This is a genomic window from Lentzea californiensis, from assembly GCF_024648825.1.
In the GTDB taxonomy this organism is placed as follows: Bacteria; Actinomycetota; Actinomycetes; order Mycobacteriales; family Pseudonocardiaceae; genus Lentzea; species Lentzea californiensis.
The window spans coordinates 930,804-949,320 of sequence record NZ_JANBBE010000001.1 but is presented as its reverse complement, the minus strand read 5'-3'; the positions used below and the strand labels follow the sequence as shown (position 1 = coordinate 949,320).

The following is an 18,517-nucleotide window of genomic DNA, read 5'->3' as shown; positions in this document are numbered from 1 at the left end:
CGGCCGATCGTACTTACGAACCTTGAGTACGCTGGTTTCTCGTGTCTCGATCGCTCCAGCAGAATGCGGTGGTGGAACCACCCGCCATCACACCTGTCGTCGCCGAACTCGCCGCTCGGTTCGCTGCCGGCGGCAAGCGCCTCTACCTCGTCGGTGGAAGTGTGCGCGACGCCGTGCTGGGGCGCCCGACGAACGACTTCGACTTCACCACCGACGCGCGACCTGCGGAAATCCAGAAGCTGCTGAGCGGCTGGTCCGACGCGCAGTGGGACACCGGCATCGCCTTCGGGACGGTCGGCGCGTCGAAGAAGGGCGAGATCATCGAGATCACGACCTTCCGCGCGGACGTCTACGACGGCGTGACCCGCAACCCCGAGGTGACCTTCGGCGATTCCATCGACGGTGACCTGGTCCGGCGCGACTTCACGGTCAACGCGATGGCGTACGACATCGCCGCGAGCGAGTTCGTGGACCCGACCGGCGGTCTGCAGGCGGCGCGCGACGGTGTGCTGGACACCCCGGCGACCCCGCAGGAGTCGTTCGGCGACGACCCGCTGCGCATGCTGCGTGCCGCCCGGTTCGTCTCCCAGCTCGGCTTCAAGCCCGCGCCTCGGGTGATCGAGGCGATGCGGTCGATGGCAGGCCAGCTCACCCGCATCACGCCGGAGCGCGTGCAGGTGGAGCTCTCGAAGCTCCTGTGCGGCGCGCACCCGCGCCGCGGCATCGAGCTCATGGTGGAGACCGGGCTGGCCGACGTCGTGCTGCCCGAGCTCACGGCCATGAAGCTGGAGATCGACGAACATCATCAGCACAAGGACGTCTTCGACCACTCGCTGGTTGTGCTGGAGCAGGCAATCGATCTTGAAGAAGTTGATCAATCACCCGATCTGGTGCTGAGGATCGCCGCGCTCCTGCACGACATCGGCAAGCCGGCGACGCGGAAGTTCGAGCCGGGCGGCGGCGTCTCGTTCCACCACCACGAGGTCGTGGGCGCGAAGATGGTGCGCAAGCGCTTGCGCGCGTTGCGGTACTCGAAGGAGATCACCGAGGACGTCGCGAAGCTCGTCTACCTGCACCTCCGTTTCCACGGGTACGGCAACGGCGAGTGGACCGACTCGGCCGTGCGCCGGTATGTGACGGACGCCGGTGATCTGCTGACGCGGTTGCACAAGCTCGTCCGTGCCGACTGCACGACCCGGAACAGGCGCAAGGCGAACCTGCTGCGCAACACCTACGACTCCCTTGAGGAACGCATCGCCCGCATCGCGGCCGAGGAAGACCTCGCGCGCGTGCGTCCGGACCTCGACGGCAACGAGATCATGAAGCTGCTCGGCCTGCCGCCGGGCCGCGAGGTCGGCGCCGCGTGGAAGTTCCTCAAGGAGCTCAGGCTCGACCGCGGGCCGCTGGACCGCGACGAAGCCGAGGCGGCGCTGCTCGACTGGGCGCGCGAGCAGGGGATCACGCCACCCGCCCCGTGACGCATTGTGAGCGAATGGAATCCCCGCGTTAGCGAAGTGTCAGCGCGGGGATGCACCATGGTCAGTGCGCCAGGGGGGCGCATGGGGGTGGTGCAGATGTTCGCTTGGGGGCTTTCCACAGGTCCTGCCGTACGAGACCTGGACGTTCTGACCGACGATCAACGAGCCGTGCTGAGGTGTCTCGCGCGCGGCCACGCCGACCACGAGATCGCGCGCGTGCTCGGCATCGGGCAACAGCGGGTGGCCGACGAGGTGGCCGACATCCTGCGGCGCCTGGACCTAACCGATCGAGTGGCGGCTGTCGTCTTCGCGCACGAGGCCGGGATGCTGCACCTGCCGTTTCCGCGCTGACAGGAGCAGGTAGGCGCCGAGCCCGACCAGGTAGAGGCTCGCGGCGACGAGGAGGAGGCCGGGCGAGCGCCCGTCCAGGGGGACCACCATCGCCGTGATCGACACCGCGGTGACCTGCGCGATGTTGAAGAGGGTGTCGTAGAGGGCGAACACGCGCCCGCGCACCTCGTCGCCGACGTCGTGCTGCACCGCGGTGTCCACGCAGAGCTTGACGATCTGACCGGCGAAGATGATCACGAAGCTGGCCAGCAGGATGGACGGCAGCGTCATCGGCAGCCCCAGCCCGACCTGGGCCGAGGCCGTGAGCAGCAACGCGCCGCAGATCGTGCGCTTGACCCCGAACCTGTCGACGATGCGGTCCGTCAGGATCCCGGCGAGCAGCACACCGGCGCCGCCGGCGACCGCGACCTCGCCGAGCCCGCCGATGCCCGCCTTGAGGATGCCGACGTCCTCCAGGCTGTAGCGCATCAGCAGCAGCGTGATCATCAGGCTCATGCCGAACGCCGCCCGGTGCGCGAGCAGCGCGGCCAGCCCGGCCGTGACGCTCGGCGTGCGCCAGGTGGCCTTCGCGCCGTCCAGCAGCCCGCGGGCCACGGCCGTCATGGCGTTGTTCGGCTCGTCGACCTCGTCCGGTCCGAGCACACCCGCCTTGAACCGGCTGGCGATGAACGCGCTGAGCAGCAACCCGACCACGGCGATGCTGGTGGTCCAACCCGAACCGCCGTCCCCCGCGCCGAGCAGCGAGCGGAACCCGATCGCGCAGGCGGCGCCGACGACGGCCATGACAGCACCGGCCGTCGTGGTCAGCGCGTTCGCCTCGACCAGGTGATCTTCGTCGACGACGTGCGGCAGTGACGCGCTCAGACCGGACCCGACAAATCTGCCGATGCCCATGACGACGAGCGCGGAGACGTAGAGAGGCAGCCCGCTCAGCCCTGCGCCGACGGCCAACGCCGTGAGCAGGACGAACACGGCCCGCACGACGTTCGCGACGACGATGACCTTCTTGCGGTCCCACCGGTCGAGCAACGCACCCGTGAACGGTCCGATCAGCGAGTACGGCAGCAGCAACACCGCGAACCCCGCCGCGATCGCCGCGGGATCGGCCTGGCGCTCGGGGTTGAACAGCACGGCACCGGCGAGCCCGGCCTGGAAGAGCCCGTCACCCCACTGGGAGGCGAGACGAGTGGCGAGAAGTCTGCGGTAGGCGGGGATGCCGAGGAACCGGCGTGATCCCCAGTGGTGTTTCTCCACCGCAAGCGTTGTCACCGTTGCACTCTATGCGCGTCGTGGTGAAAACCACGAAAGCCGGACCTCGCGGTCCGGCTCCCCTGGTGCCGGATGCCAGGTCGCCTCACGGCGCGGCGCACTACGCGGCTCCAGCCGAACGGTATTCCGCGAAGGCGGTTGTCTGTTGAGCCCGGGGGACACAAAGACATCCGACACCTCAGTCTAACGGGACGCGGGCCTGAGTTGTTCCGGCGATCACGGGTGATTTCATGGTGACGTGCGTCCCGATGACGAAGTCGAAGTCGAGCCAGGCTCCCTGTTGGTTGCCGCTCCGAGCCTGAACGACCCGAACTTCAAACGCACCGTCGTCTACATCATCGATCAACGTCCAGAGGGGACCCTCGGTGTCGTGCTGAACCGCCCCTCCGACGTGGCGGTGCATGACGTGCTGCCGCCGTGGGGTTCACAGGTCACGAAGCCGCAGTGCATCTACATAGGCGGTCCGGTGGAACAGAAGACGGCGTTGTGCCTGGCAGCGTTGAAGGCGGGCACCGACCCCGCCACCGTGGAGGGGCTGGTCAGCGTGCAGGGCCCGGTAGCCCTGGTCGACCTCGACGCCGAACCGGACGATCTGATGCCGCTGGTGCGCGGCCTGCGGGTGTTCGCGGGCTACGCGGGCTGGGGCGAGGGCCAGTTGCAGGGCGAGATCGACCGCGGCGACTGGATCGTCGTGACCGGACTGGCCGACGACGTGCTGGCCGGCGCGAAGGTCGACCTGTGGGGCAGGGTGCTGCGCCGGCAGGGCATGCCGCTGGCGCTGCTGTCGACCTACCCGAAGGACGTCCGAGACAACTGATTCACGTGAAACGTCGGGTTACAGCCCGGCGAGCGGGGAGCAGCCGCCGCCACCGCAGGCGCAGCCGCCACAACCCTTGGGCTTGACCGGCTCCGGCACGAGCGCCGCCGCCCGGCTGCCCATCACGCCACCGGCGAGGGCGATCGTCAGCGCGCCGACCAGTCCGATGATCCCGGCGGTCACCGCCAGGTCGGCCATCACGAACGCCATGGCGCCGGACACGACGGCGACGACACCTGCGGCGACGTTGGGCACGCCGGCGACGCGGTTGGCCAGCGCGAACGTCTCCTCGTCGCGCAGGGCGGCGGCCGTGCGCACGCCGACGAAGCGGTTGCGGCGCAGCTTGCCCTGCAGACCCAGCAGACCGACCGCGCCGAGAGCGACGCCGAGCACACCCAGGACGACCGACAGCACGATGTTCACCCCATGAGGGTAAGACGGGACCGCGGTTCCCCTCTCGCTCACCCCGGTCTGATGTGCCGCAGGCCACCGCCCGGTTCATCGTGCTTGCGCTGCGCTGATACCGTTGAGGGCATGAGCACGGCCCGCCTGCTCCTTATCTAGCCGCGACGACCTGATCGGAAGACGGTCGGCGCGGCCACCCTCCATGCCCGTCTGGGCTGGGGGGTTTCGTCATGTCAGGGGCAGGAACAGACGTGAGAGGGACCTTGAAATGAGCACGGACGCGGCGGAGATTCCCGCCTACCGCTACACCGCCGAGCTGGCGAACCAGATCGAGGAGCGGTGGCAGCGGTACTGGGAGAACCACGGCACCTACCACGCGCCCAACCCCGTTGGCGCGCTCAAGGGTGACGTGCCCGCCGACAAGCTGTTCGTGCAGGACATGTTCCCGTACCCGAGTGGCGCCGGGCTGCACGTCGGCCACCCGCTGGGCTTCATCGGCACGGACGTCTTCGCGCGGTACCACCGCATGAACGGCCGCAACGTGCTGCACACCATGGGGTTCGACGCGTTCGGCCTGCCCGCGGAGCAGTACGCGGTGCAGACGGGTCAGCACCCCCGCAAGACCACTGAGGACAACATCAACACCTACCTGCGCCAGATCCGCAGGCTGGGGCTGGGTCACGACGAGCGTCGTCGCATCTCGACGATCGACCCCGAGTACTACAAGTGGACCCAGTGGATCTTCCTGCAGATCTTCAACTCCTGGTACGACCCGGACGCCCGCAAGGCTCGTCCGATCGCCGAGTTGATCTCGCAGTTCGAGTCTGGTGAGCGCGACGTCGAGGGTGGCCGCACGTGGTCTGAGCTGTCTTTTGCCGACCAGCAAAGGATCTTGGGCGAATTCCGCCTGGCCTACATGTCGGAGGCGCCCGTCAACTGGTGTCCCGGACTGGGTACTGTCTTGGCGAACGAAGAGGTCACCGCGGACGGTCGCAGTGAGCGTGGCAACTTCCCGGTGTTCAGGAAAAGCCTGCGCCAGTGGATGATGCGCATCACCGCGTACTCGGACCGGCTGATCGACGACTTGGACCGGCTGGACTGGCCGGACAAGGTCAAGGCCATGCAGCGCAACTGGATCGGGCGCTCGCATGGCGCCCGAGTCCGATTCGCGGTGGGAGACGAGAACATTGAGGTCTTCACGACCCGGCCGGACACGTTGTTCGGCGCGACCTACATGGTCCTGGCACCGGAACACGAGCTGGTGGACCAGATTGCGGCGCCCGATCGCGTGGCAGACATCGCCGCGTACCGGCGCGCCGCGTCCCTGAAGTCCGAACTGGACCGTCAGGAGAACAAGGAGAAGACCGGCGTCTTCATCGGGGCGTACGCCACGAACCCGGTGAACGGCAAGGAAATCCCCGTCTACATCGCCGACTACGTGCTGATGGGCTACGGCACCGGCGCGATCATGGCCGTGCCCGGCCAGGACCAGCGCGACTGGGACTTCGCGAAGAAGTTCGACCTGCCGATCATCCGCACGGTCCAGCCGTCGGAGGGCTTCGAGGGCGAGGCCTACACCGGCGACGGGCCGGCGGTGAACTCTCGCCAAGAAAATGGGCTCAGCCTGGACGGCATGGCGATCGACGACGCCAAGAAGACGATGATCGGCTGGCTGGAGGAGAACGGCCACGGTTACGGCACCGTCCAGTTCAAGCTGCGCGACTGGCTGTTCAGCCGCCAGCGCTACTGGGGCGAGCCGTTCCCGGTCGTCTACGACGAGGCCGGCACCGCCATCGCGCTGCCCGAGTCGATGCTGCCGATCGAGCTGCCCGAGGTCGACGACTACTCGCCGCGCACCTTCGAACCGGAGGACGCGGACACCGAGCCGTCGCCGCCGCTGTCGCGCGCGACCGAGTGGACGACGGTCGAGCTGGATCTGGGCGACGGCCCGAAGACGTACCGCCGCGACACGAACACGATGCCGAACTGGGCGGGTTCGTGCTGGTACCAGCTGCGCTACGTCGACCCGGTCGAGACCGAGCGGTTCGTCGACCCGGAGAACGAGCGGTACTGGCTGGGCCCGCGCACGGCCGAGCACGGCCCGACCGACCCCGGTGGCGTCGACCTGTACATCGGCGGCGTCGAGCACGCGGTGCTGCACCTGCTGTACTCGCGCTTCTGGCAGAAGGTCCTGTTCGACCTGGGCCACCTGTCCGGCGACGAGCCGTACCGCCGCCTGTTCAACCAGGGCTACATCCAGGCGTACGCCTACCGCGACCCGCGTGGCGTGCACGTGCCCGCGGACGAGGTCGTCGAGGCCGACGGCAGGTACCTGTACAACGGCGAGGAAGTCACTCGTGAGTACGGGAAGATGGGCAAGAGCCTGAAGAACGTCGTCACGCCGGACGAGATGTGCGAACGGTACGGCGCCGACACCTTCCGGTTCTACGAGATGTCCATGGGTCCGATGGACGTGTCACGGCCGTGGGCGACGAAGGACGTCGTGGGTGCGCAGCGGTTCATGCAGCGCCTGTGGCGCAACCTGGTCGACGAGACCGACGGTTCGCTGCGCGTCACGGACGAAGAGCCGTCCATCGAGGCGTTGCGGCTGCTGCACAAGACGATCGCGGGCGTGCACGACGACTACGCGAACCTGCGCTACAACACGGCGGGCGCGAAGCTGATCGAGCTGAACAACTACGTCACCAAGCACTACTCGTCCGGCACGCCCCGCCCGCTGGCCGAGGCCCTGGTGCTGATGCTGGCCCCGCAGGCCCCGCACGTGGCCGAGGAGCTGTGGGCGAAGCTGGGCAACGACGGCTCGCTGGCGCACGGCCCGTTCCCGAAGGCCGACGAGCAGTACCTGGTCGAGGACACCGTCGAGTACCCGATCCAGGTCAACGGCAAGGTCCGCTCGCGGGTCGTCGTCTCGGCGTCCGCGTCGCAGGACGAGATCAAGGCCGCCGCACTGGCGGAGGAGAAGATCGCCGAGCTGGTCGCCGGTGGCGAGCCGCGCAAGGTGATCGTCGTTCCCGGCCGTCTGGTGAACATCGTTCTGTAGCGCCGAGAAGAGCTGGCGTGGCTACGGCCGCGCCAGCTCTTCCAGCACCTGCTCGACCTCCAGCGACGGGTCGGCCACTCGAGCCGCCCGCAACGCCCCCGCGAGCACCGCCATGAGCATCTCCACGACCAAGTCCACGTCGAACGGGTGCTCACCGAGCAGGTAGTCGCGTGCCAGCTGGTCGGCCGCTGTCGTGTACATCCGCAGCGTGGCCCGCACCGCCGGCCGTTCGAAGTCCAGCCCGAGGTTCTCGCACAGCTTCCGGTTGCCGTCGTCCCGCACGGCGTCGAACGGCTCCTCCGCGCCCCACGGCCGCAGCACGAGGTTGAGCGCCAGGTCGCGATGCGCCGCCAGGTACGTCAGGTGCGCGGCGTGCGACCGGCGGATCCGCTTTCCCAACGGCACGTCCGGGTCGTCGACGTGCAGGTCCAGCACCTCGCGCCCGATCGAGCACAGCACCTCGCTGTAGAGCCCCTGCTTGCTGCCGAAGTGGTGGAACACCAACCCGTGCGCGACTCCGGCCGCTCGGGCGACGTCGGCTGCCTTCACCTCGTCGTACTTCGACGTGATGAACAGCTCTCGGGCCGCTGCCAGGACTTTCTCCTTGGTGGCGGCTGCGGTGGCGGCACGGGTCATGTCACCACGCTAACAGCTCGTTGACTCCGAGTCAGTGAAGGAGTAGTTCTTGATTAAGAGTCATTGACTCAAAGTCAACGAGGGGATTCGAGATGACGAAGACACTGGTCATCGGAGCGACCGGCACCGTGGGCGGCCTGGTGCTCGCGGAGGCTGTGCGCCGAGGCGCGGACGTGCGCGCGTTGGTGCGCAACAAGGAGCGGGCGAACCTGCCCGACACGGTCGAGGTGGTCCAAGGAGACCTGGCCGACCGCGAGGCCGTGGCCGGCGCGCTGAGGGGCGTCGACTCGGCGTTCTACGTGTCGCCGCACGAGACCAACGAGGTCGAGATCGCGACGATCTTCGGGCAGGAGGCCGAACGAGCCGGTGCACGCCTGGTGTTCGGCGGCTTCCACATCGAGGACGACGACGCGCGCGAGGCGGCGGGCCGCGCGATCCCGGCCTACGTGCCGAAGCTGAAGCTGGCGGCGTTCCTCGCGAGCACCGACACCAGGCCCGCGATGGTCAGCATCACCAACTTCGCCCAGAACGACGAGGTCTTCCGCGCGGACATCGAGGCGGGGACGTTCCCGACGCCCCTGCACCCCGGCGGGGTCAACCGGATCGACCTGCGCGACGCGGCCGAGGTGCTCACCGACGCGCTGGTCGACGTGAGCTTCGCGGCCGGCTCCTACCAGCTCGTGGGTCCCGAGTCGTTGAACGGCGAGCAGTCGGCGCAGGTCTGGGCGGAGGAGCTCGGCCGGCCTGTCGTCTACACCGGTGGCGACCCGGAATGGCGCAGGGCGTTCGAACGCAGGCTGTCGGGCCAGAAGCTGGTGGACTGGATCCGCAGCTTCGAGCTGCTCAGCGCGGCGCCGATCCCCACGACCGAGGCCGAGGTCGCGACCATGACGAAGCTGCTCGGGCACGCGCCGCGCACGTTGCGCGACTACGTGCGCGACTCCGTGGCCTGAGTTTTGTCTGCAAGTCAGCCGAAGGCCGACTTGCAGACAAGAACTCACTGCTCAGCGGTTAAAATCAGGCACTGAAGCCGATGTCCGTCAGCATCTGGTCGAGCATGCTGTCGAACATCGGCTCCGGGTTGCTCACCGCGAACGGGAACCGCCCGAACACCTCCAGCGCCACGTGCCCGTACAACCGCACCCACGACTGGACGACGTGGTAGATCTTGCCCAGGTTCAGGACGCCGTCGTCGAGCGTCACACCGTGCTCCGACACCGCGTCCACCAGCACCTGCTGGAACGCCACCAGGTCCTCGTGCAGCACCTCGGGCACCTCGTCGTCCGAGTGGGTGGCGACCAGGTTCGACGCGATCAGCTGCCCCGCGAGCTGCAGGAACACCGAGCCGAACTGGTCGGCTCCGATCGGGTCGCGCGGCGAGGCGAAGACCAGCGCGAACTCCTGCGGGTGGGCCAGTGCCCAGCGGCGGAAGGCGTGGCACACCGCCCTGACCTGGCATCCCACCTCGCCTGACGTGTCCGCGGCGAGGTCCGCGTAGAGCGCCGCCGCCATGTCCGCGCAGATGTCGTCGCAGAGCTGGCGCAAGAGCGCGTCGTGCGAGTCGTAGTAGCGGTAGAGAGCCGGCGCGGTGATGCCGAGTTTACGTGCAATCGCACGCAGGGTAACCGCGTCGCGGCCGCTTTCCACCAAGAGGGCGCGGGCCGCCTGCCGAATCTCACGCTCGGTCTCGGCGCGGAGCCGTTCTCGGCGAGTGGCCTCGGTCATATGTCACTCCATCGGGTTGTAGACCCCGTCCATGGACCCGTACGGTTTCAGTGAACGGTGTTTACAAGAGTTCACGGTATTAACAGCACGGTAACCCAGGAGGCCGTCGTCGATGTTCGCGAAGTGGGGATCCATCGCTTATCGCCGCCGGTGGGTGGTGTTGATCGCGACCGTACTGCTCGCGGTCGTCGGCGGTGTGTGGGGCATCGGCGTGTTCGACAAGCTCAGCCAGGGTGGGTACGAGGCTCCCTCCAGTGAGGCGGCGCGGGCCGACAAGGTAGCCGAGGAGGCGTTCGGGCGGCAGAACGGTGACGTGATCGTCATTTATCGCGGCGATTTCGCGAACCCGCTCGAGCTGAAGAAGGTCGCCGGCCACATCAGCGGCTTCCCCAAGGACGACGTGCTCAAGGCCGTCGGGCCGGTGCCGTCGGACGACCAGCAGCAGGCTCTCGTCGCGATCACGCTGAGCAGCGGTGACTCGAACGAGCAGATCAAGCAGTTCCAGGACGTCCAGCCGCAGTTGAAGATCGACGGCTTCACCGAGCAGGTCGGCGGGCTCGTGCCCACCCAGAAGGCCATCAACGACATGTCGCAGGACGACCTGACGCGCGCCGAGATGTTCTCGCTGCCGCTGGTCCTGCTGCTGCTCGTGATCATCTTCGGTGGTCTCGTGGCGGCGTCCCTGCCGGTCGTCGTCGGCGGTCTCGCGATCATGGGCTCGCTCGGCGTGCTGCACGGCGTCGCCCTCTTCACCGAGGTCAACTCGTTCGCGGTCAACGTCGCCTCCCTGCTCGGCCTGGGCATGGCGATCGACTACGGCCTGTTCATGGTCGGCCGGTTCCGCGAGGAACTCGCGCAGGGCCGCACGTCCGAACAAGCCGTCGCCCGCACCGTCGCGTCCGCCGGCCGCACCGTCGTGTTCAGCGCGACGCTGCTGGTCATCGCGCTGGCCGGGCTGCTGCTCTTCCCCCACGGCTTCCTGAAGTCCCTCGCGTACGGCGGTGTGTCGTCGGTCGCGATCGCGGCGCTGGTCTCGGTCACGCTGCTGCCCGCATTGCTCGGCGTGCTCGGCCACCGGGTCGACAAGCTCGCGATGCCGTGGCGCAAGAAGGAGCCCAGCGAACGCGGCTGGCGCAAGCTCAGCGGCAAGGTCATGAAGCGGCCCGTGCTGATCGCCGTGCCGATCGTCGGCGTGCTGCTGGCCCTCGGCTCGCCGTTCCTCGGCGTCCAGTTCGGCCAGGTCACCGAGAAGGTCCTGCCCGAGGGCAACGCCGTGCGCGTCGCCACCGAGAACATCAACCAGAACTTCTCTGCGCTCTCCAACACCGGTTTCAAGATCGTCGTCAAGGGCGGTGACGAGGCCGCGATCCAGGCTTACCTGGGCAAGGTCAAGGACGTGCCCGGCGTCGGCGAGGTCCAGCCGACGGGTGCGGACAAGGGCGTCACGGCCGCGATGGCCGGGCTGGAGAACGACGCGCTGAGCGAGGAGTCCAAGCAGGCGCTGAAGGACGTTCGCGCGCTGCAGGCCCCGGCCGGCGCCGAGGTGCTCGTCGGCGGCAACACCGCGGTGGTCAGCGACTCGCTCGACGCCATCGCGGAGGGCCTGCCGTTGATGGTCACGCTGCTGGTCGGCGCGACGCTGATCCTGATGTTCCTGGCGTTCGGCTCGGTCGTGCTGCCGATCAAGGCCGTGGTCATGAGCGCGCTGTCGCTCTCCGCGACGTTCGGCGTGCTGGTGTGGATCTTCCAGGACGGTCACGGCGCCGACCTGCTGGGCGTCACGCCAGGCCCGCTGGAGTCCGGCATCGTCGTGCTGATGGCGGCCATCGTGTTCGGTCTGTCGACGGACTACGAGGTCTTCCTGCTCTCCCGCATGGTCGAGGCCCGCGGTCAGGGCGCGACGACGGAGGAGGCGGTGACCACCGGTCTGGCCAAGACCGGCCGGGTGATCACGTCGGCCGCGCTGCTGCTGATCGTGGTGACCGGCGCGTTCGCGTTCTCGCAGGTCGCGATGATGCGGTTCGTCGGTGTCGGCATGATCCTCGCGCTGGCGCTCGACGCCACCGTGGTCCGCATGCTGCTCGTCCCGGCCGTGCTCAAGCTGCTCGGCAACGCCGCGTGGTGGTCACCCGGTCCGCTCAAGAAGATCCAGGAACGGCTCGCGCTTCACGACGAGCCGGTGGACGACCTCGACGACGAGGTCCGCAAGCCGGTCCCCGTCGGCTGACCGGGCGGGAAGGCGATCATGGCCGCGTCGAAGAGGCGCGGCCTCGCCTCCAGTTCGTCCAGCTTCATCCGATACGTGGTGAGCACCGAGTTCGTGCTGTCCAGGACCGTCGTCGTCGCGCCGGTGGCGAGGAAGACCCTCGTGTCACCCGGTGCGATGGCGACGCTCGGCGAGTCGATGCGCAAGCGTTCGCGCACCGTCATCGTCGCCGCGTCGACGACCAGGACCGACCGTTCCTTGGGCAGCGTCAGGTAGACCGTGGCGCCGTCCGGGGTGACGGCGATGCTGCCCGCTCCCCTGCCGACGCCGACCGTGCCGACGACCTGGTTCGTGGTCGTGTCGATCACCGACAACGTGCCGGGCGTCCGGTCACCGAGGCGCATGCTGCTCACGTAGAGGCGCTTGCCGTCCGGTGAGATCGCCAGGTGCTGCGGCAGTCCGCCCACCTGCACCGCCGACGTCTGGAACGCCGTCGCCGTGTCGACCAGGCCGACCGTGCCGTCCTGGGAGTTCGCGACGTAGAGGATCTTGTTGTCCGGGTGGACGGCGAGGCCCTGCGGCTGCCCGCCGGCCTTGATCACCGCGACCATCTGGAAGTTCTCCGGGTTCACCACCGCGACGCCGCCGCTGGCCGAGACGTAGAGCCGCCGGCCGTCCGGGCGCATCACCGCGTGCGACAGCTGGACCTGGGTGAAGAGCCGGTCGACGATCTCGCCGGTGCCCGGGTCTACCACGGTGATCGCGCCGGTCCACCCGTTGATCACGTAGAGCCGCCGCCCGTCGGGTGACACCGCGACGCCCGTCGCGCGGCCCCCGGTGTCGGCCTGCACGAGAACGGCACCGTTGCGGGTGTCCACGACCTGGACGAGACCGGTCTTCCCCACCACGTACGCGAGCGGTGTCGCTGATGCGGAAGAAGTGGTCGTGTACTCGTGCCCTTGGTGAACACCCGTCGCCGCGAAGGCCGCTGAGAGCGCTATAACCGCGGCCACGAGGCGTGGCTTTGCCATACGGCCGATGGGAACACTTCCGGGTGCTTTCGATCCACTTCAGTCACTCGGCCGAGTGAAATCTATGCCTGGAGGTAGTACGGCTGTCGTCCGCGACGGCGGTGCGGACGACAGCCGTCCCATCAGTAGGAGTGCGGAACCACTGGTTTGGATTCATATGACTCGGGATTTTTCGCCGAAGTCACCAGTTTGGCGTAACGGGTGCCGGCGGTGAGCAGGACCAGACCGGCACCGAGGAACGCCAGCACGCGGGCGACGCCGTCGAGCGCGGAGAGGTCGAACAGCACCAGCTTCACGACCGCGGCACCGACGAGGATCAGGCCGGAGATCCGCAGCGCCTTGTTGTTGATCCCCTTGACCAGCAGGAACAACGCGGCGATCGTCCACGACACCGTGACCATCGAGTGCCCGAAGAGGAATCCGATCTCGTCCGGCGACATCAGCAGCGCCGCGCACAGCACCGCACCCGCCGCGCCGTAGAGCAGCACGAGCCCGGAGACGATCCACGGGAACGGGTGCTTGGCCGGCTCGCGCAGCACCTGCATCTTGAGCGCGGCCCACGGCAGGATCGCGGCGAAGACGCCCAGCACGACCGCCGTCACCAGGGCGGCCGCGTAGTCACCGGGCCCGACGTCGTTGAAGAAGCGCGGCTCCTCGACGAGCCACGTGATCGGCACGGCCTGCCCGATCGTCATGAAGAACCCGAGCACGCCGAACGCCATCGACCCGGCGAGCGCGGTCTTCTTGTTCAGCCGCGCCGCGAGGACGGCCAGGAGCACCGCCTCCGCCAGCACGATCGCCGTGCGGACGTTGCCGTCGAGCGCGATCACCGTGGTCTGGAACAACGCGAGCATGCCCGTCGCACCGGCCGCCGTGGTGAACCCGCGCGGCAGGTCGGGGACCATCCAGATCGCCAGCAGCACGGCGGCGACCACACCGGCGAGGATCGAGTTGGCCGGGTTCTCGAGCAGCGTCGTCGCGAACAGGGCCGGCAGCGCCGAACCCGCGATCAACGCGACGGCGACGATGTCGTCGGGCCGCTTGCGGATCGTCAGGAACGCGACCGCGATGCCGACGACGGTCGTGGCGGCCGCGACGCCGACCACGGTCCACTCGTAGGAGCGCGGGATGGCGTTCGCGGTGGTGAGCAGTGAGGCGAGGATCGGCGGGAAGCCACCGGCGATGGCGAGGCCCGGCCAGTTCCGCTTGATCTGGACCGGCGTGCTGGCCATCTTCAGCACCAGCAGGAAGCCGACGAGCAGGACCGTGAAGCCCTCGGTGATGATCGGCGAGCACAGGGCACAGGCTGCGACGACGGTGACCGCGAGCGCCTGCGACTCCCACTTCAGCGCGAGCACGACACCAAGCGCGGCGACGGCCAGCCCGACGACGAGCCCCACGCTCTCCGGCAGGTACCCGTACAGGCTCGTGGCGGCGAGGACGTCGAGGTAGAGCCCGGCGAAACCGGTGAACGCCAGCGCCATCGCGCCGGTGCGCCCGGCGGGGTTGCGGTGCAGCCACATGCCGATGCCGACCAGCGCGCCGCTGAACACCGCGCCGCCGATGACGCGCGGCATCGGGCCGAGCCAGCCGCGCTGGACGGCGAGGACCAGCAGCATCACGAAGCCGAGCACGGTGATCGCGCCACCGACCCAGGCCAGCAGCTTCGCGCCGGCGCCGTCCTTGCCGAGCTTCTCGAACAGGGTCTCGCGCGGCTGCGGCGCGGGCCACTGCTGCTGTTGTTGCTGGGGGTGGGGCCACCGCGCCTGCTGAGGCTGTGGGAACTGCTGCCCGGCAGTCGGCGGAAGCTGCTGCCCAGGGAACTGCTGCCCGGCAGTCGGCGGCACCTGAGCCGAGCCAGCAACGTGCTGCGGCGCCGCCGCCATGTCACGCGGGGCCCTTTCGTACTGCATGTCAGTACGAAAGGGCCCCGCGTGCGGTTGCGAGACGGCGGCCGGTGGCGTCGGGACGGTCGTGGCCGGCGGCTGCGGCACCTCGCCGGGCCGCGCCACCTCGGGTGCCTCGAGAACCGCGGTCGCGGTCGAGGCGGAGCGCTCGCGCATCTCCGTGCTGATCGTCGTCAGCCGCTGCCCGATGGCCGCGAGCTCCAGCGCGAGGCGCTGCTCGTCTCCGAGGCGATCCTGTCCGTCCATGTGATCAGGGTGAGGCAGAGCACGCCCAGTTACATCCGTACACCTACTCATCCGCTTGACTAGATACATGTGTAATCGATTAACTACTGCTCCGTGACGACCATGAAGGACGTCGCGCAGCACGCCGGCGTCTCCACGGCCACCGTGTCGCGCGTGCTCAACGGGCATGCCGCACCGACCCCCGAGACCCGCGAGCGCGTGCTCGCCGCGATCGAGGAACTCGGCTACCGGCCCAACGCCCTGGCGCGATCCCTCAGGACCACCAGCACCCAGACCCTCGGTCTGGTCATCAGCGATCTGCTGAACCCGTTCTTCGCCGAGATCGCCCGGGCGGTCGAGGACGAAGCCCGGTCACACGGCTACTGCGTCGTGATCGGGAACGCCGACGAGAGCGCCGAGCAGGAAGCGACCTACGTGCGCACCCTGCTCGACCGCCGGGTGGACGGCCTCCTGCTGTGCCCCGCGACCGACGACCCGAGTCTGGTTCGCGAAGTGAGCGCAGGCGGCGTACCGCTGGTTCTGCTCGACCGGACGGTCAGAGGCGCCACATGCCCCGTCGTCCGCGCTGACGGCAGTGAGGCGTTGACCGCGCTCGCCCGGCGGCTCGTCGGCGCCGGCCACACCCGCATCGGAGTGATCGCGGGTCCGCCGAACACCTCCACTGGAAGAGAACGGACCGACGTGCTCACCGGGTCGCTCGGCGGCCTCGCGCAGGTCGTGCACGGCGACTTCCGCCAGGAGAGCGGCAGCCAGGCCGCCGCGAGGCTCCTCGACGACGGCGCCACGGCGTTGATCGCGATGGACAACCTGATGGGTCTCGGCGCGCTGGGCGAGGTCAGGGCCCGCGGCCTGCAGATCCCGCACGACATCGCGTTCGCGGTGTTCGACGACCAGCCCTGGTTCCCGCTGCTCGACCCGCCGATCACCGTCATCGCGCAGCCGACCGTCGAGATGGGCAGGGCCGCCGCGCGCAGCCTCCTCGCCCTGATCGACGGCCGCCAGCCCGACGACGTCCGCCTCACCGCGAAGCTCGTGCTGCGCGGTTCGCTCGGGGAGGCCGAGCTGTGAAGACCCTCATCACCGCCCGCGGCATCACGAAGCACTTCGGCGCCACCAAGGCGCTGGACGGCGTCGACCTCGACATCAACGCGGGCGAGGTCCACGTCCTGCTCGGTGAGAACGGTGCCGGCAAGTCCACGCTGGTCAAGGTCCTCGCGGGCATCCACGGCCACGACGCCGGCACGATCGAGGGCCACGCCAGCCTCGCCGTCATCCACCAGGAACTGGCGCTGGTCCCCGAGCTGAGCGTCGCGGAGAACCTGTTCCTCAACCGCCTCCCGCGCAGGTTCGGCTTCGTCGACCGCGCCGAGATGCGCCGCAGGGCACCGGAACTGCTGGACCGCGTCGGCCTGGACGTCGATCCGGACGCCAAGGTCCGCGACCTCGGCATCGCCCAGCAGCAGATGATCGAGATCGCCCGCGCGCTCGACAAGGACGCCGGCGTGCTGATCCTCGACGAGCCGACCGCGGTCCTCACCGAGACCGAGACCGACCGGTTGCTGCAGATCATGGTCCAGCTGCGCCAGAACGGCGTCGGCCTCGTCTTCATCACCCACCACCTCGACGAGATCCAGCGCGTCGCCGACCGCATCACGGTCCTGCGCGACGGCCGGAGCGTCGGCGTCCTCGGTCCCAAGGCCACCACCCGGCACATGATCGAGCTGATGGTCGGCCGCCCGATCGACGAGCAGTACCCACGCGCGCGACAACGCCCTGGCCAGCCGCTGCTCAGCATCGAGGGCCTGACCAGGCGCGGCGCGTTCGAGGACATCAGCATCGAGGTCCACGCGGGCGAGGTCGTCGGCATCGCCGGCCTGGTCGGCGCAGGGCGGACTGAGGTCGCGCGGGCCGCGTTCGGCGTCGACGGCTACGACCACGGCACGGTCGAGGTCGACGGGAAGCCGTTGCGCCGGGGCGACGTGCAGGCCGCCATCAAGGCAGGTCTCGGCCTGGTCCCCGAGGACCGCAAGGGCCAGGGCCTCGTCCTGACCGCCACCGTCGGCCAGAACCTCGAGCTCGTGACGCTCGGCGACCGAGACCAGAAGCGCCTGCACGACATCGCGGGCAAGCTCCGGATCAAGGGCCGCGTCGAGCAGCCGGTGAAGGAGCTGTCGGGCGGCAACCAGCAGAAGGTCGTCATCGGCAAGTGGCTGCTGGCCGACCCGAAGGTGCTGATCCTCGACGAACCGACCAGGGGCGTCGACGTCGGCGCCAAGGTCGAGATCTACGAGCTCATCAACCGCATGACCGCGCAGGGCCGGGCCGTGCTGCTCGTGTCCAGCGACCTGCCCGAGGTGATCGGGATGAGCGACCGCGTCGTCGTGATGGCCCACGGCCGGGTGGCCGGTGAGCTGCCCAGGGGCGCGACCCAAGACCAGGTGATGGCACTCGCCGTGCAGGAGATCTCAGCGTGAGCACGATCAGCATTCGCAAGTACGCGAGCGAGAACGGTGCCCTCGCGGGCCTCGTCGTCCTCGCTCTGGTGATCGCGGTCATGCAGCCCGCGTTCCTCAACGCGCAGAACCTGCTCAACGTGGGTGTGCAGGCCGCGGTCATCGCGATCATGGCGTTCGGCATGACGTTCGTGGTGGTCGCGGGCGGCATCGACCTGTCGGTGGGCAGCATCGCCGCACTGGCCGCGATGGTCGGCGCGCTCACCGCCGGCCCGATCGGCCTGGTCGTCGGCGCCCTCTGCGGTCTCGTCAACGGCGCGCTGATCAGCTACGGCAAGCTGCCGCCGTTCATCGCGACGCTGGCCATGCTCAGCGTCGCCCGCGGTCTCACGCTGGTGTTCTCCGAAGGCCAGCCGCACGAGACCGACGCGCTGGTCACGTTCCTCGGCTCGAACCTCGCGCCGATGGTTCCGCTGCCGTTGCTGCTGATGCTGGCGTTCTTCGGCATCACCGGCCTGATCCTCACGCGCACCAACCTCGGTCGCCGCATGTACGCGATCGGCGGCAACGAGGAAGCGGCCAAGCTCAGCGGAATCGACGTCCGGAGGCAGAAGCTCTGGATCTACGCGCTGAGCGGCCTCTTCGCCGCCGCCGCGGGCCTCGTGCTCGCGGGACGGCTCGGGTCCGCCGGTCCGCAGGCAGCGGTCGGCTACGAACTCGACGCCATCGCCGCCGTCGTCATCGGCGGTGCGTCGCTGTCCGGTGGCGTCGGCCGCGCCACCGGGACGTTGGTCGGCGCACTTGTGCTCGCCGTCCTGCGCAACGGCCTCAACCTGCTGCAGGTACCGCCGTTCTGGCAGCAGGTCGTCATCGGTGCGGTGATCGCTCTCGCCGCGCTGCTCGACTCACTTCGCCGTCGCTGAGAAAACCCG

15 protein-coding genes are annotated in these 18,517 nt (G+C 68.7%); 9 read left to right on the top strand and 6 right to left on the bottom strand.

Annotation, left to right across the window (positions count from 1 at the left end):
- The first annotated feature begins 41 nt into the window (after positions 1-41).
- Positions 42-1,478, top strand: coding sequence for a CCA tRNA nucleotidyltransferase (locus tag LX88_RS05040; protein WP_258946653.1), 1,437 nt, complete (start codon positions 42-44; stop codon positions 1,476-1,478).
- 81 nt (positions 1,479-1,559) lie between these two features.
- Complete coding sequence (locus LX88_RS05035; protein ID WP_258946652.1) at positions 1,560-1,829, top strand: helix-turn-helix domain-containing protein; 270 nt, start codon at positions 1,560-1,562, stop codon at positions 1,827-1,829.
- Here LX88_RS05035 and LX88_RS05030 read toward each other — a convergent pair.
- On the bottom strand, positions 1,758-3,098 hold the full coding sequence (locus tag LX88_RS05030) for an MFS transporter (protein ID WP_258946651.1): 1,341 nt from the start codon (positions 3,096-3,098) through the stop codon (positions 1,758-1,760). The genes LX88_RS05035 and LX88_RS05030 overlap by 72 nt on opposite strands.
- A 238-nt stretch (positions 3,099-3,336) precedes the next feature.
- Between LX88_RS05030 and LX88_RS05025 the strand changes: the two genes are divergently transcribed.
- On the top strand, positions 3,337-3,915 hold the full coding sequence (locus tag LX88_RS05025) for a YqgE/AlgH family protein (RefSeq protein ID WP_090071978.1): 579 nt from the start codon (positions 3,337-3,339) through the stop codon (positions 3,913-3,915).
- 18 nt (positions 3,916-3,933) lie between these two features.
- Here LX88_RS05025 and LX88_RS05020 read toward each other — a convergent pair whose 3' ends face one another.
- On the bottom strand, positions 3,934-4,338 hold the full coding sequence (locus LX88_RS05020; protein ID WP_258946650.1) for an SdpI family protein: 405 nt from the start codon (positions 4,336-4,338) through the stop codon (positions 3,934-3,936).
- Positions 4,339-4,588: 250 nt separating this feature from the next.
- Here LX88_RS05020 and leuS point away from each other — a divergent pair, with 250 nt between their 5' ends.
- The gene (leuS, locus tag LX88_RS05015) at positions 4,589-7,381 is read left to right on the top strand and encodes a leucine--tRNA ligase (RefSeq protein WP_258946649.1); all 2,793 of its coding nucleotides are present in this window, start codon (positions 4,589-4,591) and stop codon (positions 7,379-7,381) included.
- Between the two features lie 21 nt (positions 7,382-7,402).
- On the opposite strand, the gene LX88_RS05010 is transcribed toward leuS, so the two are convergent.
- Positions 7,403-8,017 carry a TetR/AcrR family transcriptional regulator gene (locus LX88_RS05010; RefSeq protein WP_258946648.1) on the bottom strand — a complete coding sequence of 205 codons (615 nt, stop codon included), beginning with the start codon at positions 8,015-8,017 and terminating at the stop codon, positions 7,403-7,405.
- A gap of 92 nt (positions 8,018-8,109) precedes the next feature.
- Between LX88_RS05010 and LX88_RS05005 the strand changes: the two genes are divergently transcribed.
- Positions 8,110-8,970 (top strand): SDR family oxidoreductase, encoded by an 861-nt coding sequence (locus LX88_RS05005; protein ID WP_258946647.1) that lies wholly within the window; start codon positions 8,110-8,112, stop codon positions 8,968-8,970.
- A 64-nt stretch (positions 8,971-9,034) separates the two neighbouring features.
- On the opposite strand, the gene LX88_RS05000 is transcribed toward LX88_RS05005, so the two are convergent.
- Positions 9,035-9,742: a TetR/AcrR family transcriptional regulator gene (locus LX88_RS05000; RefSeq protein ID WP_258946646.1), complete on the bottom strand. Its 708-nt coding sequence runs from the start codon at positions 9,740-9,742 to the stop codon at positions 9,035-9,037.
- A 112-nt stretch (positions 9,743-9,854) separates the two neighbouring features.
- Here LX88_RS05000 and LX88_RS04995 point away from each other — a divergent pair, with 112 nt between their 5' ends.
- Positions 9,855-11,969, top strand: a complete 2,115-nt coding sequence (locus LX88_RS04995) for an MMPL family transporter (RefSeq protein ID WP_258946645.1) — start codon at positions 9,855-9,857, stop codon at positions 11,967-11,969.
- On the opposite strand, the gene LX88_RS04990 is transcribed toward LX88_RS04995, so the two are convergent.
- Both LX88_RS04990 and LX88_RS04985 read right to left on the bottom strand, forming a co-directional pair.
- Positions 11,909-12,979 (bottom strand): YVTN family beta-propeller repeat protein, encoded by a 1,071-nt coding sequence (locus LX88_RS04990; RefSeq protein ID WP_258946644.1) that lies wholly within the window; start codon positions 12,977-12,979, stop codon positions 11,909-11,911. The genes LX88_RS04995 and LX88_RS04990 overlap by 61 nt on opposite strands.
- A 122-nt stretch (positions 12,980-13,101) precedes the next feature.
- Positions 13,102-15,132 carry a DUF2339 domain-containing protein gene (locus LX88_RS04985; RefSeq protein WP_258946643.1) on the bottom strand — a complete coding sequence of 677 codons (2,031 nt, stop codon included), beginning with the start codon at positions 15,130-15,132 and terminating at the stop codon, positions 13,102-13,104.
- A 102-nt stretch (positions 15,133-15,234) separates the two neighbouring features.
- Between LX88_RS04985 and LX88_RS04980 the strand changes: the two genes are divergently transcribed.
- Genes LX88_RS04980 through LX88_RS04970 form a run of 3 tightly spaced genes read left to right on the top strand, consistent with a single transcriptional unit; the run spans position 15,235 to position 18,508 of the window.
- Positions 15,235-16,200, top strand: coding sequence for a LacI family DNA-binding transcriptional regulator (locus LX88_RS04980; RefSeq protein WP_258947609.1), 966 nt, complete (start codon positions 15,235-15,237; stop codon positions 16,198-16,200).
- A complete protein-coding gene (locus LX88_RS04975) occupies positions 16,197-17,606 on the top strand; it encodes a sugar ABC transporter ATP-binding protein (RefSeq protein ID WP_258946642.1) in 1,410 nt (469 codons plus the stop codon). Before LX88_RS04980 ends, LX88_RS04975 begins: the two co-directional genes overlap by 4 nt.
- On the top strand, positions 17,603-18,508 hold the full coding sequence (locus LX88_RS04970; RefSeq protein WP_245983847.1) for an ABC transporter permease: 906 nt from the start codon (positions 17,603-17,605) through the stop codon (positions 18,506-18,508). The genes LX88_RS04975 and LX88_RS04970 overlap by 4 nt, the downstream gene beginning before the upstream one ends.
- Positions 18,509-18,517: the final 9 nt, after the last annotated feature.